13 protein-coding genes and 1 riboswitch are annotated in these 14405 nt (G+C 42.1%); of the genes, 7 read left to right on the forward strand and 6 right to left on the reverse strand.

Translation table 11 applies throughout. From position 1 onward, the window contains the following. Positions 1 to 189: 189 nt before the first annotated feature. Positions 190 to 1326 carry a non-hydrolyzing UDP-N-acetylglucosamine 2-epimerase gene (gene wecB / locus BS1321_RS15390; RefSeq protein ID WP_063234879.1) on the reverse strand — a complete coding sequence of 379 codons (1137 nt, stop codon included), beginning with the start codon at positions 1324 to 1326 and terminating at the stop codon, positions 190 to 192. A 196-nt stretch (positions 1327 to 1522) separates the two neighbouring features. Between wecB and BS1321_RS15395 the strand changes: the two genes are divergently transcribed. From BS1321_RS15395 to BS1321_RS15405, 3 genes are read left to right on the forward strand one after another with little or no spacing between them, the layout of a single operon-like run. Beyond that, positions 1523 to 2728: a glycosyltransferase family 4 protein gene (locus tag BS1321_RS15395; protein ID WP_063234880.1), complete on the forward strand. Its 1206-nt coding sequence runs from the start codon at positions 1523 to 1525 to the stop codon at positions 2726 to 2728. Between the two features lie 24 nt (positions 2729 to 2752). Then, the gene (locus BS1321_RS15400; RefSeq protein WP_063234881.1) at positions 2753 to 4069 is read left to right on the forward strand and encodes a glycosyltransferase; all 1317 of its coding nucleotides are present in this window, start codon (positions 2753 to 2755) and stop codon (positions 4067 to 4069) included. 41 nt (positions 4070 to 4110) lie between these two features. Beyond that, complete coding sequence (locus BS1321_RS15405) at positions 4111 to 5412, forward strand: nucleotide sugar dehydrogenase (protein WP_063234882.1); 1302 nt, start codon at positions 4111 to 4113, stop codon at positions 5410 to 5412. 400 nt (positions 5413 to 5812) lie between these two features. Here the strand turns inward: BS1321_RS15405 and pckA are convergent, their stop codons facing one another. After that, positions 5813 to 7402 carry a phosphoenolpyruvate carboxykinase (ATP) gene (pckA, locus tag BS1321_RS15410; RefSeq protein WP_063234883.1) on the reverse strand — a complete coding sequence of 530 codons (1590 nt, stop codon included), beginning with the start codon at positions 7400 to 7402 and terminating at the stop codon, positions 5813 to 5815. A 430-nt stretch (positions 7403 to 7832) separates the two neighbouring features. Beyond that, positions 7833 to 7995: riboswitch (SAM riboswitch) on the forward strand. A 163-nt stretch (positions 7996 to 8158) separates the two neighbouring features. On the opposite strand from pckA, the gene metK reads away from it, so the two are divergent. After that, a complete protein-coding gene (gene metK / locus BS1321_RS15415; RefSeq protein ID WP_063234884.1) occupies positions 8159 to 9352 on the forward strand; it encodes a methionine adenosyltransferase in 1194 nt (397 codons plus the stop codon). A gap of 223 nt (positions 9353 to 9575) precedes the next feature. Here metK and BS1321_RS15420 read toward each other — a convergent pair whose 3' ends face one another. Further along, a complete protein-coding gene (locus BS1321_RS15420) occupies positions 9576 to 10094 on the reverse strand; it encodes a gamma carbonic anhydrase (RefSeq protein WP_063234974.1) in 519 nt (172 codons plus the stop codon). 210 nt (positions 10095 to 10304) lie between these two features. Between BS1321_RS15420 and BS1321_RS15425 the strand changes: the two genes are divergently transcribed. After that, positions 10305 to 11108, forward strand: coding sequence for an alpha/beta hydrolase (locus BS1321_RS15425; RefSeq protein WP_063234885.1), 804 nt, complete (start codon positions 10305 to 10307; stop codon positions 11106 to 11108). Between the two features lie 70 nt (positions 11109 to 11178). Here BS1321_RS15425 and BS1321_RS15430 read toward each other — a convergent pair whose 3' ends face one another. From BS1321_RS15430 to mnmL, 3 genes are all read right to left on the reverse strand, one after another. After that, positions 11179 to 11574: a hypothetical protein gene (locus tag BS1321_RS15430; protein WP_063234886.1), complete on the reverse strand. Its 396-nt coding sequence runs from the start codon at positions 11572 to 11574 to the stop codon at positions 11179 to 11181. Between the two features lie 137 nt (positions 11575 to 11711). Beyond that, on the reverse strand, positions 11712 to 12284 hold the full coding sequence (mnmM, locus tag BS1321_RS15435) for a tRNA 5-(aminomethyl)-2-thiouridylate-methyltransferase MnmM (protein ID WP_063234887.1): 573 nt from the start codon (positions 12282 to 12284) through the stop codon (positions 11712 to 11714). Then, positions 12281 to 13240, reverse strand: a complete 960-nt coding sequence (gene mnmL, locus BS1321_RS15440) for a tRNA modification radical SAM protein MnmL/YtqA (protein WP_063234888.1) — start codon at positions 13238 to 13240, stop codon at positions 12281 to 12283. Before mnmL ends, mnmM begins: the two co-directional genes overlap by 4 nt. Positions 13241 to 13408: 168 nt before the next feature. On the opposite strand from mnmL, the gene BS1321_RS15445 reads away from it, so the two are divergent. Together BS1321_RS15445 and BS1321_RS15450 are read left to right on the forward strand one after the other, a co-directional pair. Continuing rightward, complete coding sequence (locus BS1321_RS15445) at positions 13409 to 13915, forward strand: SMI1/KNR4 family protein (protein WP_063234889.1); 507 nt, start codon at positions 13409 to 13411, stop codon at positions 13913 to 13915. A gap of 95 nt (positions 13916 to 14010) precedes the next feature. Further along, positions 14011 to 14274 (forward strand): DUF2524 family protein, encoded by a 264-nt coding sequence (locus BS1321_RS15450; RefSeq protein ID WP_034310579.1) that lies wholly within the window; start codon positions 14011 to 14013, stop codon positions 14272 to 14274. Positions 14275 to 14405: the final 131 nt, after the last annotated feature.

The following is a 14405-nucleotide window of genomic DNA, read 5'->3' on the forward strand; positions in this document are numbered from 1 at the left end:
AACTATCACATATGGATCTAACATTTTCAAATTCGAATTAGGATTAGTTTTCTACTCACTGCTTTAATCTGGCGCTAATGAAAGGGCAAATGAAAAAGGAAGTAGCCGTTTCAAAGTCTGACTGAATAGAAAAAGCCTGCCGCTTACGTGACAGGCTTTTCTCATTATCTTATTTTTCTTGAGCTTTTTTCATAATGGAAGAGGGGATTTCATTCCGCAATGCTTTAATAGGATTTCAACTATCCGCCTTGAAGCGAATCCATCACCGTACGGGTTGGAAGCTGTCGCCATTTTTTTATAGGTTTCTTCATTTGTAAGTAAGTCTGTTGCTAATTGATAAATTCGTTCTTCCTCAATTCCCGCCAATAAAAGGGTACCAGCCTCAATTCCTTCTGGCCGTTCCGTCGTATCGCGTAACACAAGGACAGGAACACCAAGTGAGGGAGCTTCTTCTTGCACCCCTCCGGAATCTGTCAATATTAGATGGGCGTGCGCCGCAAAATTATGAAAATCAAGCACTTCAAGCGGCTCTATTAAGTGAAGTCTTTCCGTTTCACCAAAAATCCGGTAAGCAATTTCACGGACTACTGGGTTTTTATGAAGTGGGAAAACAACTTGGATATCCGTGTGATCTTCAAGCAGCCGTTTGACGGAACGGAATATTTCTTCCATTGGTTTTCCGATATTTTCTCGTCTGTGCGCTGTCATCAATAACATACGATCTCCATTCAAACCAGATAGAATGGGATGTTCATAGTCTTTCCGTACGGTTGTTTTCAAAGCATCGATAGCCGTATTGCCAGTAATATGGATACAATCACTCTTTTTATTTTCCAAAATTAGATTCTCTGCCGCCTGATTTGTTGGGGCAAAATGCAAATCAGCTAAAACGCCTGTCAGCTGCCTATTCATTTCTTCAGGATATGGAGAATACTTATTACCAGTACGAAGACCAGCTTCAACGTGACCAATCTGTATCTTATTATAGAACGCGGCCAAGCTCGCGATGAAAGTTGTCGTTGTATCGCCATGTACGAGGACGATATCTGGTTTTATATCTTTCATGAGGGAACTCAATTTTTCAATGCCTCGCGTTGTAATCTCTTCTAATGTTTGTCTATCCTTCATCATATCCAAATCGTGATCTGGCTTTATTTGAAAACATTGCAAGACTTGGTCGAGCATTTCCCTATGCTGGGCGGTGACCACCACGATGGTTTCTATTTCTTCTTGATGCTTTTTCAGTTCCAAAACGACTGGTGCCATTTTGATAGCCTCTGGTCTTGTACCAAATACGGTCATGACCTTTATACGTTGTTTAGGCATGCTCATTTCCTCCTCTTCTGAATGTCTCCCCCATTATAACGGGAAGTTCATGGGAAATATAAAAACGAAACAATAATTTACAGAATTTTTACAATATTAATGAGGACTTTATATTTCTTTAACCTTCAGTTAATATCTGGCATTTACAATATAAAGCAGGAAGTAAAGCAAAGCAGAATAGAGGTGATAGGCGAATATGAAAAGCGTCCTGATGATCGTGCAAAACTTTTATCCGGAAATCGGAAGTGCGGGAAATAGAATGAAAAATATATATCTCCATTTGAAAAGAAACGGATTTGAAGTAACGGTCATCACATTGAAGCCGAGTTATCCTAATCAAAGTTTATATCAAGATACAAAGTTTTGGGATGAAGACAGCATTGAAGAAGATGTCATCAGGATTAAACCGGACAAAGTGAAGAGGTATACAAGCAATATGGGGAAGCGGTTGCTTCATTATCTTGAAGCGATGTGGCTTTTCATTTATACAATCATCCGTCTCGAAAAAAAATATGATTATGTGTTTGCCACGACCCCGCCGATCTTCCCAACATTGGCAGCGTTGATCGCCAAGAAAAAGATGAAGGCGAAACTCATTACCGATGTCAGGGATTTATGGCCGGAATCGTTGATAGGTGTAGGAGTATTTACTAATAAGTGGGTTTTGAAAATCGCTTTCTTCCTGGAAAGGAAGCTATATCGGCATTCAGATTTTATTATCATCAATAGTCCTGGTTTCAGGGATTATATCGTTGCAAAGGGAGTCAAGGAAGAGACCATCCAATTCATCCCTAATTCGCTTACTGCGGATGAGCTGACGTTAAGGAATTTGCTTACACCCGTATCGGAAAAAGTAATCAAGGTCGTTTATGCGGGGAATATCGGACTGGCTCAGGACTTGAGAAAACTGATAGCCGTAGCTGAAAAGCTAAGGGAACATAAACAAATCGAGTTCTCGATGATTGGATATGGATATCGAATATCCGAAGTGGAGAAGGAGATAAGCTCTAGAGGGCTGACTAATATAAAAATGATTAATGCGATGAATCGAAGAGTGACTCTTCATGAAGTTTCAACGTCCCATATTGCCTATGTGAGCTTGGTTGAAAAAGAAGTCTTCAATAAGGTTCTGCCTGGTAAAATCATCGATTATATGTGTGTCGGAAAACCCATTGTCGGTGATGTGGACGGCAGGGCCAAGAAGATACTCTCAGAGGCGAAATGCGGGTTGGTGGCAGAGAGCAGAAATGTTGATGAAATCTGTCAGCATATATTGACCATGGCCTCAGATTCAGCACTTCGTGAAGAACTGGGAGAAAACGGCCATCGGTATGCTAAACAACATTTTCAATGGTCTAAAAATATTAAAGGTCTCATCAATGTGATGGAAGCGTCAGGCTGAAAAAATCCGGAAGTGGAGGACAACATGGCGAAGAAAGTATGTATGTTCGTGTGGAATCACTTTACGAACGATGCGAGGGTTCTAAGAGAATGCACAGCACTTACTGAAGCGGGTTATGAAGTCGATTTAATTGCCATTCATAACTGGAAGATCAAGGATTTGCCCAAAAAGGAGAAGCACCAAAATGGTTTCTCTGTCACTAGGGTGAATAACCGCTGGGAGGCGCTTAATAGGATTCTCAGGGTCGTAGGTAAATTAAAGAAAAAGAAGTTTGAAATCGTTCTATTGGCCTTATTGGTCTGGAATACGTTGTGGAATTTGAACTTGATCAACGGTTGGTTGGGATCGGCAATACTGTTCGGTTCCCTTGCGCTCCTTGCGATGGGCACCCTTATCATCACTAAAACGAAGCTGCCGACACTATTAACAAGGAGCTACATTTTTGGTCAAATGATCTATCATGGCCGGAAAAGGAAATATGATTTTTATCATTCGAATGACTTGAATACGCTCATGCAGGGAGCGATTAGCAGTAAATGGTTGAGAAGAAAAAAATTGATTTATGACTCGCATGAGGTACAAACGAGTAGAACGGGATATAATAGCCGAATTTACGGGATGATGGAGAAATTCCTATTAATATTCGTCGATGAAATGATTGCCGAAAACCATACGAGAGCTAAGTATAACGAAGACTTATATGGTCTGTATCCCAAGGTGGTCCATAACTACCCGATTCCAACCAATCCTGAGGAAAGTACGGCCGTGAATTTGCATGAGCTGCTCGATTTGCCAGAGAATGAACCGATATTGTTATACCAAGGCGGCGTTCAAATGGGAAGAGGGTTAGAGCAATTGGTTGATGCTGTACCGATGATCGAGGGCGGGACGGTAGTTTTTATCGGAGATGGAAGGATCAAGGATGAATTAATGAAAAAAGTAAGCGACATGAATCTGGAGCATCGTGTGAAGTTCCTGCCGAAGGTTCCGGTCGACGAGCTGCTTCATTATACAAAAAATGCATATTTAGGTTTTCAGATATTGAATAATGTCTGCTTTAATCACTACTCCGCATCTTCAAATAAATTGTTTGAATACATGATGAGCGGTGTGCCTGTGGTTGCCTGCAGCTTTCCTGAAATTCAAAAGGTTGTCGATACGGAAAAAATCGGTGTGTGCGTCGATTCACATGATCCAAAATCAATTGCCGAAGGCGTCAATTACTTATTGAAACATCCTGAAAAAAGGGCGGAAATGAGCAATAACTGCCTGAAGGCGCGGCAAAAATACAATTGGAAACAAGAGAAGGAAATCTTTATCGAAATCTATCAAACAGCCTAACAAATTTGAGTGCAGCAGAAAAATAGATAGGAGTGGTTTATATGAAACTTTGTACAATCGGACTTGGTTATATAGGACTTCCAACATCTTTAATGTTTGCGAAACACGGTGTCGATGTTGTCGGCGTGGATATCCATCCTGAGATTATTTCCAATTTGAATAGCGGCAGGCTCCATATCGAAGAACCTGGATTGGATGAGGTATTAGAAGAAGTGATTACTTCCAATAAGTTCCGAGCTGCGTTAAGCCCGGAACATGCGGATGTTTTCATTATCGCGGTGCCTACTCCAAATAAAAAGGACATGCATCAATCCTGTGATTTAACTCATGTCATGGATGCAACCTCCAACATTCTTCCTTTCATCAAAAAAGGGAATGTCATCATTATCGAATCGACGATTGCGCCAAGAAGCATGGATGATCATATTAGACCGATGATCGAGAGGACGGGCCTTACCATCGGAAAGGACATTTTCCTCGTTCATTGTCCGGAACGTGTTTTACCTGGAAGGATTCTTGAAGAGTTGGTTCATAATAACCGTATCGTCGGGGGCATCACGGAAACATGCTCATATAAAGGAAGTCTTGTTTACAAAACCTTTGTTCAGGGGGAGATCATTCAGACGGATGCGAAAACGGCTGAAATGTCCAAACTGATGGAAAACACTTTCAGGGATGTTAATATCGCCCTTGCGAATGAGCTGACGAAAGTCTGTTTCGAACTGGACATCAATGTTTTGGATGTCATATCAATGGCAAACAAACACCCTCGAGTCAATATACACCAACCAGGACCAGGAGTTGGCGGCCATTGTTTAGCGGTCGATCCGTATTTCGTCGTTGCAAAGTCACCAGAGTATGCGAAAATCATTAAATTGGCCCGTGATACCAACGTATCGATGCCTTATTATATCGTTAATTGTGTAAGGATGATGCTAGAGGGGATCCGGAAGCCAAAAGTAGCTGTTTTCGGTCTTGCATACAAAGGAAATGTAGATGATATTCGTGAAAGTCCCGCCATTGATGTCGTCAATATCTTGATGGGGATGGAAAACATGGATGTAGCCTTGCATGACCCGCATGTCCAATCTGGAAAGATGCCAGTCGTATCAGTTGAAGACGCTGTAAATGATGCAGACTTGATACTTGTCCTGACTGACCATGATGAATTTAAACAGATGGATTATGATAAGCTATCGAATCTCATGAGCAATAAATTGATTTTGGATACACGCAATTGCATTGATGCAACTAAAACCGATGTACCGGTGGCCAACCTGGGCAATATATATCAATACAAAACGATGTCCATGAAAAAAGCCAGGAATAAAGCGATCATCTAAAAATTTGGACAGACATAGATAATGGAATAAGGATTAAGGGGGCGCTGACCATGACAGCGCCCTTTTTGAATATCATGATCTGACTGGAGGGACGGGCATTAAACCAATGAAGAAAAGGACCAAGCAAGAGCTTGGTCCTTTCAGAATGTAAAAGCGTTCCAGTTGGTTTCGGAAATCCGCTCCCTTTCCGCCAAGCCTCCTCGCCGAAAGCATCTAGCGGGGGCTTGGCTAGCCAGTTATTCGGCAGGAGTGTCGCAATTATCTTCAATCCAATAAGGATTACAGTAAAAAAACCATGTAGGATAACCTAGTCTTGGTTTAAAATCATGTTTCGGGAAGAAACATTTCTTGTCGAAAAACTTAAAGGACCAAGCAAGAGCTTGGTCCTTTTGTGTACAATTTATTGAGCTGTCGGTCCGCCAAGTTCTTCGATTTCACTTGGAACACTGCCGAATTTCTTGAAGTTTGCACGGAATTGAGCGGCGAGGGCTGTTGCTGCTTGTTTATAAGCGGCAGGATCTGCCCAAGTCTTGATTGGTTGAAGCACTTCGTCTGGAACCCCAGGAACATGAAGAGGAATATCCAAACCGAAGATTTCATCTTTGATCGTTTCGATGTTCGCTAATTCACCTTCAAGTGCCGCTTGTACCATCGCACGAGTGTAAGCAAGTTTCATACGGCTTCCAGTTCCGTATGCTCCGCCAGTCCATCCAGTGTTGACAAGGTATACCTTTGCATTGTGCTCGTCAATTTTATCACCAAGCATCTCAGCATAGCGTTGAGCGGGAAGCGGTAAGAAAGGTGAACCGAAGCAAGTGGAGAATGTAGCTTCCGGTGAAGTTACGCCTCTTTCAGTACCAGCCAATTTACTAGTGTATCCACTTAGGAAATGGAACATTGCCTGTTCTTTCGAAAGCTTGCTGATTGGAGGCAGAACGCCTGAAGCATCAGCTGTTAAGAAAATGATTGTATTAGGGTGTCCTGCAATACTTGGGTTCACGATGTTATCGATCGCTTGCATTTGGTAAGCAGCACGAGTGTTTTCAGTCAATGAACTGTCATCATAGTTCGCTTCACGTGTATCCGGATCAACAACAACATTTTCCAGTACGGCACCGAAACGGATCGCATCGAAAATTTGTGGTTCTTTTTCACGTGAAAGATTAATCGTTTTCGCATAGCAGCCGCCTTCGATGTTGAATACACCGTTAGAAGACCAGCCGTGCTCGTCATCACCAATCAGTTTACGACTAGTGTCTGCGGATAAAGTTGTTTTGCCTGTACCGGACAGTCCGAAGAATAAAGCGACGTCCCCTTCACGTCCTACGTTAGCAGAGCAATGCATTGGAAGGATTCCAGCCTCTGGAAGTAAGTAGTTCATGATCGAGAAGATCGATTTTTTCATTTCTCCTGCATATTCCGTTCCGCCGATCAGGATTGTACGGCGTTCAAATGAAACGATGATGAAAGTTTCGGATGAAGTTCCGTCCACTTCTGGGTCTGCTTTGAAGTTAGGTGCAGAAAGGATTGTGAATTCTGCTTCGTGACCTCTTAGTTCCTCTTCGTTTGGACGGATGAACAAAGTATGGGCGAAAAGGTTATGCCAAGCATATTCATTAACAACACGGATTGGAAGACGTGATGATTCGTCTGCACCAGCGAAACCTTTAAAAACAAAGATCTCTTCTTTTGCTTTTAGGTAGTCAACTACTTTATTATATAGTTTATTGAACACATCTTCGGAAATTGGCTGGTTCACTGAACCCCAATCAACTTTATCTTTAACTGATGCTTCTTCCACGATATATTTATCCTTAGGTGATCGACCAGTATATTTGCCAGTTTCAGCTTTTACCGCGCCGGTTGATGTTAAAACGCCTTCACTTCTGCTTAATACTTTTTCGACCAATTGAGGAACTGAAAGTTGAGTTTGCACATTGTTTCCTGTTAATAATTGGTGTAACTCATTAGAAACATCTACAGAATTCATATATGAGGTACCTTCCTTTGTTTAAGTTTTTAGATTACAATTAGTATAACACATTCATTTAATTAGTCTATACTATTTCTTTTAATTTGTGATTATTTTCAGTTGGTCGCGTTAATCATTTTAATCCGGCAGGAACCGAGTCAGGATTATCGCATATACTTTCATGAAGAAAATTTTATTTTAATAGGAAGTAAGTAAGCAATACATGTCTATTGGGAAAGTCAGGATGTCGTTCCTTTTCGTATGCTCAATACTTTATTATTAATGGCAATTTACAACATTTCTATTCGTATTTTGCATTGTAAACCCTTCTAGGACGTTGTATCAACATGTTTTTTTAAATGAACGCCATTCTGAGTGGAAATGTTCTTTTTAGAAAAGCATTGACAAATTCCAGCTAGATACGATAATATCTTAAATTGTACGGATTCTCTTATCCCGAGTTGGTGGAGGGACAGGCCCTTTGAAACCCAGCAACCTGCCATATTGAACTTGACTCCAAGATCGATCGCCGAAAATAAAGCGAAGGTCTTCAAGGAATAGTGGTGATGGTGCTAACCTGAGCAAGGTAAAAAACCCTTGAACGATAAGAGTGAAAGGATAGAAGACAGAATTTTAAACCTTTCCTCATTTGCCAGGGAAGGTTTTTGTGTTTTTTATAAGTAATTCTGTGTCTATAGTTGAAACTAATGAGGGAAACGAGTTCCGTAAAAAACAGGCTTATGCCTACAACATACTAACTTCCAAGGAGGAAATATGATGTCAAAGAAACGTCTATTTACTTCTGAATCTGTTACAGAGGGCCATCCGGACAAAATTTGTGATCAGATTTCAGATTCCATTTTAGATGCTATCCTTGCTAAGGATGCAAATGCACGTGTAGCGTGTGAAACTAGTGTAACAACAGGTCTTGTACTTGTTGCCGGTGAAATTACAACGTCCGCTTACGTGGATATTCCGCGTATCGTTCGTGATACGATTAAAGGAATTGGCTACACACGTGCGAAATACGGTTTCGATGCTGAAACTTGTGCCGTATTGAGTTCCATTGATGAGCAGTCTGCCGATATCGCAGCTGGTGTCGATAAAGCATTGGAAGCTCGTGAAGGAAACATGTCAGAGGAAGAAATCGATGCAATCGGTGCAGGGGACCAAGGTCTTATGTTCGGATTTGCTTGTAATGAAACAGAAGAGCTTATGCCGCTTCCGATTTCATTGGCGCATAAACTTTCATTCCGCTTGGCTCAAGTACGTAAAGATGAAACTCTTCCTTACTTACGCCCTGATGGTAAAACACAGGTAACTGTGGAGTATGATGAGAATAACCTTCCTGTACGTGTAGATACGATCGTTATCTCTACACAGCACGATGCAGAAATTACGCTTGAACAAATTCAAGCCGATCTAAAAGAACATGTGATCAAAGCAGTCGTTCCAGCTGAATTGATCGATGCTGAAACTAAGTACTTCATCAACCCGACTGGCCGTTTCGTAATTGGCGGACCTCAAGGTGATGCTGGTCTTACTGGACGTAAAATCATCGTTGATACTTACGGCGGATACGCTCGTCACGGCGGCGGTGCATTCTCTGGTAAGGATGCTACTAAAGTTGACCGTTCTGCTGCATACGCTGCTCGTTACGTTGCGAAAAACATCGTGGCAGCCGGCCTTGCCGACAAAGCGGAAGTTCAATTGGCATACGCAATCGGTGTGGCAGAGCCTGTATCAATCTCTATTGATACTTTCGGAACTGGTACAGTTAGCGAAGAAGTCCTTGTTGACTTAGTTCGCGCTAACTTCGACCTTCGTCCAGCTGGAATCATCAAAATGCTTGACCTTCGTCGCCCAATCTACAAACAAACAGCTGCCTACGGACACTTTGGCCGTACAGATGTCGATCTTCCATGGGAACGCACGGACAAAGCAGAAACATTAAAAGCACAAGCGTAATCCATAAAAAAAGGTGTCCCGCAATAGCGGGGCACCTTTTTTATGGATTAATTTTGCCGTCAGCGGGAATAATTCAAGAAATCCCAAAGAAATTCAAATTACGTGCAATACTCGTGAGTTAGGGGCGATTACAAGTTTGTTTGGGTCAACTACTAATGAGTTTGGAACTTTTACTCATGAGTTTGAGTACAATACTCGTAACTTTCAGTCAATTGCTCGTGAGTTACTTTATTCGTTCCGCCGTTTTATAGTATTGTCCTTTTTCGGCGTATTCGCGTACGATGCGTTCCATATCCTGGCGATCTTCTTCGTTGATTTCGCGAATGACTTTAGCTGGGCGCCCGAATGCCAACATGTTCGGTGGAATGACTTTACCTTGGGGAACGAGACTGCCGGCACCGATGAAGGCCCCTTCGCCGATTTCGGCTTCATCAAGTACAATCGATCCCATGCCGATCAAAGCTCCTTTACGGATTTTACAGCTATGTAAAATGACCTGGTGGCCAATGGTTACTTCATCCTCGATGATCAATGGATTATTTGGGCTTTGGTGCAGGACGCTGTTATCCTGTATACTGACTTTTTTCCCGATGATGGTTGGGGATACATCACCGCGAATGACGGAATTGAACCAAATTGATGTTTCGTCGCCAATTTTGACATCACCAGTCACGACAGCATTTTCAGCAATATAAGCGCTTTCAGCAATTTCAGGTTCTTTGCCTTTATACGGATAAATAATCATTTTCAATCATTTCCTTTCCGAAGTGAATGTTTTTATGTATTATTTTAATATACCGTATGCAAATACACTTGGCTATTTATAATAGCAATGTACAACTTGTTAGATTTCTTTTTTGTCGAAAATCACGAATATGGTTATAATTTATATATATTATTTTAACTATCATGGATCGTACACAACAAGTGAAAAGTGAAAGGGGGATTTCGAATGTGGAAATGGGAGACAGAAGGAGACGCAAAGGGCGTCATTGTCATCATTCATGGGGCAATGGAACATCACGGACGTTATAAGTGGGTAACACAAATGTGGCTTTCAGCTGGATACCATGTCGTCATGGGCGACCTTCCAGGGCAGGGTATGACAACTCGCGCCTACCGGGGACATATCGATTCCTTTGATGAGTATTTGGACGAAGTGAAAAGCTGGATAGAAGAGGCTTACGAATATTCGTTGCCGGTCTTTTTACTTGGACACAGCATGGGTGGTTTGATTTCGATACGCCTTCTTCAGGAAGAGGAATGGGACATTGCAGGGGTGATTCTTTCTTCTCCATGCTTGGGCCTCGTGACGAAGCCGCGGAAGTTCCTTACAACCATCTCGCATGGTTTGAACTTCGTGATGCCTATGTTCAGGGTAGATTCCGGATTGACACCTGAAATGGCGACGAGAAGTGCGGAAGTTCGTGAATCCGATAGAAACGATACATTATATATCACAAAGGTTTCGATTCGCTGGTATCGCGAGTTGGCACAGGCCATGAAGGATGCTTTTGAAGAGATTCCTGAATTTCAGGATGTGCCGCTTTTGGTCATGCAGGGCGGAGATGACCGAATCGTGAATAAGAAGGCGGTTCGTGAGTGGTTTAATTATAACTTGGCCAGTGAAAAGCAATATAAGGAATGGCCGAAGCTTTATCATGAAATCTTCAATGAACCAGAGCGTGATGATGTATTTCAATATGCGCTGAGTTTTGTTGAAAACCGTTTAAAGATTTTAGGGTATGTCGTTTGATCAGTACATACTGTCACGATAAATGAAAAAGCTGCCGAAGTTAGATCTCGGCGGCTTGTTTTTATTTGGTTCAGCCTGCGTTTTTAAGCATTTCATTCGATTTGATGACCGGTGCCCAGAAAGTAACCGGATACATAAATTGGTTTAAATGTGTAAGTTCTTTTTTATTGGATAATGCGATCGATAGAAGATAAATGGATTTGAAGGTCAAATCATTGGCGAATAGGTCCAAAAGCGTCGCTTTCATATTCATGATTGCTTCATGGTTTTGGGTGGAAATCATTAAATCGAGCTGTGGCAGGAACTTATCAAAATGATGATCGAATTGTTTGAGGTCCTCCATGGTTTTTTGTTTTTCTGTCAACGAGTTAAGCGAGCTGACAAAATTCCCGTATTGCTCACTTGAATTCCTTTTGATTTTTTCAGTCAGTATATCCGTCAGTATTGAAGTAGGCAAATGTTTCATTTTCTGCACCCTCTTATCTATTTTCTATCATTATAATCATTGTAGACGAAAAATTCAAAAAGTTATGATTGGTAATTCTGCTGCATGCGAGTGTGGATTGAAAAAACACCGTTCGTATAGAACGGTGTCAAAAGTCATCATCTCTTTTCAATCGCGACAATGAATGGCGGATTGTTTGCTTGGTTGATGAACCCGTATTTAAGGATATGGGCTTTCTGTTGAGGGAAGTTCTGTACATAATCCATCAATGCATCCCGTTCTGCCGATCCCCCTGGATGACCATGGTAAATGACGAGGATGATGATGCCTTCAGGCGCCAGCAATTCGAACAGCTGTTCAATGGCTGATATCGTCGTATCGGCTTGGGTGATGATTGATTTGTCTCCGCCAGGAAGGTAGCCTAGGTTGAAAATGGCACCCGTGATCTTTCCGGAATGTTCGTTCCTGATGTATTTGCTTAAATGTTCATGCCCATCGTGAATGAGGGTGCAGCGCTCTTGTAAATTCTCGGCGTTCAGTTTCGCCGTTGTGGTTTGGATCGCTTCTTCCTGAATATCAAAGCTATAGACATGTCCGTCTACACCTGTAAGTCCTGCAAGAAAGACCGTATCAAAGCCGTTGCCCATCGTCCCATCTATAGTTATATCCCCGGGGTGGACCGCTTTTTCCAGCAGAATCCTGGCGAATGGCAAAATTCGATCAAGCTTCATGATTGTACCTCCATGTGATGATTTTTCCCCTGCCAGCTGTTGCGGCGTTTCAATTCGGCGTCAATGGCATTCAAGACATCCCATTTATTGACGCTCCACATTGGACCGATCATCAAATCGATCGGACCGTCACCCGTAATGCGGTGAACGATCATTTCTGGAGGGATTATTTCCAGCTGGTCACATACCAGGCTGACATAATCGTCACGGTCAAGAAACTCGAGCAGGCCTTTTTCATATTGTTTGACCATCGGTGTCCCTTTTAATAAATGAAGTAAATGGATCTTTATCCCCTGCACATCGAGTTTGGCGACTTCACGGGCTGTTTCCATCATCATGCCGTAATCTTCCTGAGGAAGGCCATTAATGATATGGGAGCATACGCGGATGCCGTGTTTGCGCAGTTTGTCGACGCCTTCTTTGTAGCAATCGAAGTCATGGGCACGGTTGATCATCGTCGCTGTCTTTTCATGGACCGTCTGGAGACCTAGTTCCACCCAAAGGTAAGTGCGTTCGTTCAATTCCGCTAAATACTCGACCACATCTTCTGGAAGGCAATCCGGGCGCGTCGCGATCGAGAGTCCGACGACACCTTCCTGGGTCAATACACTTTCATATTTCTCACGAAGCTCTGCCACGGGTGCATGCGTATTCGTGAACGCTTGGAAATAGGCCATATATTTTCCATCTTTCCATTTATGATGCATCCGTTCGCTGATCTTCTTAAACTGGACGTCGAGGGGTTCAACCCTGCTGCCAGCAAAGTCACCAGAGCCTGAGGCACTGCAGAAGGTACAGCCGCCATGTGCGACGGTGCCATCACGGTTCGGACAGTCAAAACCGCCATCAAGAGCAACTTTAAAAACCTTATGACCAAAATGTTCCCTAAGGTGGTAATTCCATGTATGATATCGTTTGTTATCCGTTGCATATATAAACGGGTTTGCTTGATTCAAATCAGCAACCTCCTAAATAAAATAAATCGCAACATATATTATACAACATTCTCGCAGCTAGGTCTTTTTTTGAAAAAAAAGCGTATACTGTATACTTGAAGGCTAAACATTTTGCTGCTATTTCCAGTATATCTTTGAATGACTATATCCTATCGGGAGCTGATGGACATGACCGGTCAAGTTGAAGAAGCGATTAATCAAATGAAAAAGAAATTAGCCGAAAATAATCAGGTGATCGAAGTAAATGAAGATGGGTTCATATACAAAGCCACTTGCACCTTCAATTCACCTGCTTCGGATGAACAAATTCATTCCTTTGAAAAGAAAACCGGACTGCTTCTGCCCGAGGATTATAAGGAGTTTTTAAAAATAACCAATGGATGCCGTCTGTTCGATAATGTCGAATCGGGCGGGGAAAATGATTTATACAGCCTTGATGATATTATAAATTACACATATGAAAATTCCTACGAGGGATGCTATAAAGTGGCCTGCATTTATCAAGATAATATCGTCATCGATGGGGAAGCCGTCGCTAAAGGCGATAAGGAGTATTTAATGGTAAAAGGCCATATCGATGATTTTGAAGAAGGCGAGAAGCTCCATATGGGCTTTGCCGAATGGATCGAGCAGTTCATTTCCCATCAAGGTGAGAAGTTTTGGGATAAAGGTTGATTTCTCAAAAAAAATGATAATTCACCCGTTATTTGCTCAAACTAGAAAAGATGATTCCGAATCATCCAAATGAGACGCGAAGGAGAGGGTTTGAAATGGCAACCAGACAATCCGTCGATCATTTTTTAGAGCAATGTGAAGGGGCTCTCCATTTTGCAGAGTTTGAATTTAACGAGGCCTCACGGCAGGAGCATTATGATGATGAACAATTTCAAAATTCGCAAAGGTATATCGAAGAGGCTTTGACGGATATGGAACGATTGTATGCCAGTTCGAATGACCAGCAACGAGAAATGCTTTCGCGGATGAAGCAGCAGTTGAATGAATTGAGGAATGAAATGATTTTACTGCGACATTAAAGGGAAGCAAGGGAGCTATGAATGCATAGCTCCCTTTTTTTGCACGAATTTTCCTGAATTCGCATATATAATGAAAAACCTGTCGATAATGTTTATGTACGGCTATTGCATTTATCGGTGAAATTGACTAG

The organism is Peribacillus simplex NBRC 15720 = DSM 1321, from assembly GCF_002243645.1.
Taxonomy (GTDB): Bacteria; Bacillota; Bacilli; order Bacillales; family DSM-1321; genus Peribacillus; species Peribacillus simplex.

What these genes read in the sequence shown, in the direction of transcription:
- mnmM (WP_063234887.1), bottom strand. Translation starts at nt 12,284, where the DNA reads ATGAAGCTTGATCGAATTTTGCCATTCGCCAGGATTCTGCTGGAAAAA.
- BS1321_RS15450 (WP_034310579.1), top strand. Translation starts at nt 14,011, where the DNA reads ATGGCAACCAGACAATCCGTCGATCATTTTTTAGAGCAATGTGAAGGG.
- wecB (WP_063234879.1), bottom strand. Translation starts at nt 1,326, where the DNA reads ATGCCTAAACAACGTATAAAGGTCATGACCGTATTTGGTACAAGACCA.
- BS1321_RS15425 (WP_063234885.1), top strand. Translation starts at nt 10,305, where the DNA reads ATGTGGAAATGGGAGACAGAAGGAGACGCAAAGGGCGTCATTGTCATC.
- metK (WP_063234884.1), top strand. Translation starts at nt 8,159, where the DNA reads ATGATGTCAAAGAAACGTCTATTTACTTCTGAATCTGTTACAGAGGGC.
- BS1321_RS15395 (WP_063234880.1), top strand. Translation starts at nt 1,523, where the DNA reads ATGAAAAGCGTCCTGATGATCGTGCAAAACTTTTATCCGGAAATCGGA.
- BS1321_RS15400 (WP_063234881.1), top strand. Translation starts at nt 2,753, where the DNA reads ATGGCGAAGAAAGTATGTATGTTCGTGTGGAATCACTTTACGAACGAT.
- BS1321_RS15405 (WP_063234882.1), top strand. Translation starts at nt 4,111, where the DNA reads ATGAAACTTTGTACAATCGGACTTGGTTATATAGGACTTCCAACATCT.
- BS1321_RS15430 (WP_063234886.1), bottom strand. Translation starts at nt 11,574, where the DNA reads ATGAAACATTTGCCTACTTCAATACTGACGGATATACTGACTGAAAAA.
- pckA (WP_063234883.1), bottom strand. Translation starts at nt 7,402, where the DNA reads ATGAATTCTGTAGATGTTTCTAATGAGTTACACCAATTATTAACAGGA.
- BS1321_RS15445 (WP_063234889.1), top strand. Translation starts at nt 13,409, where the DNA reads ATGACCGGTCAAGTTGAAGAAGCGATTAATCAAATGAAAAAGAAATTA.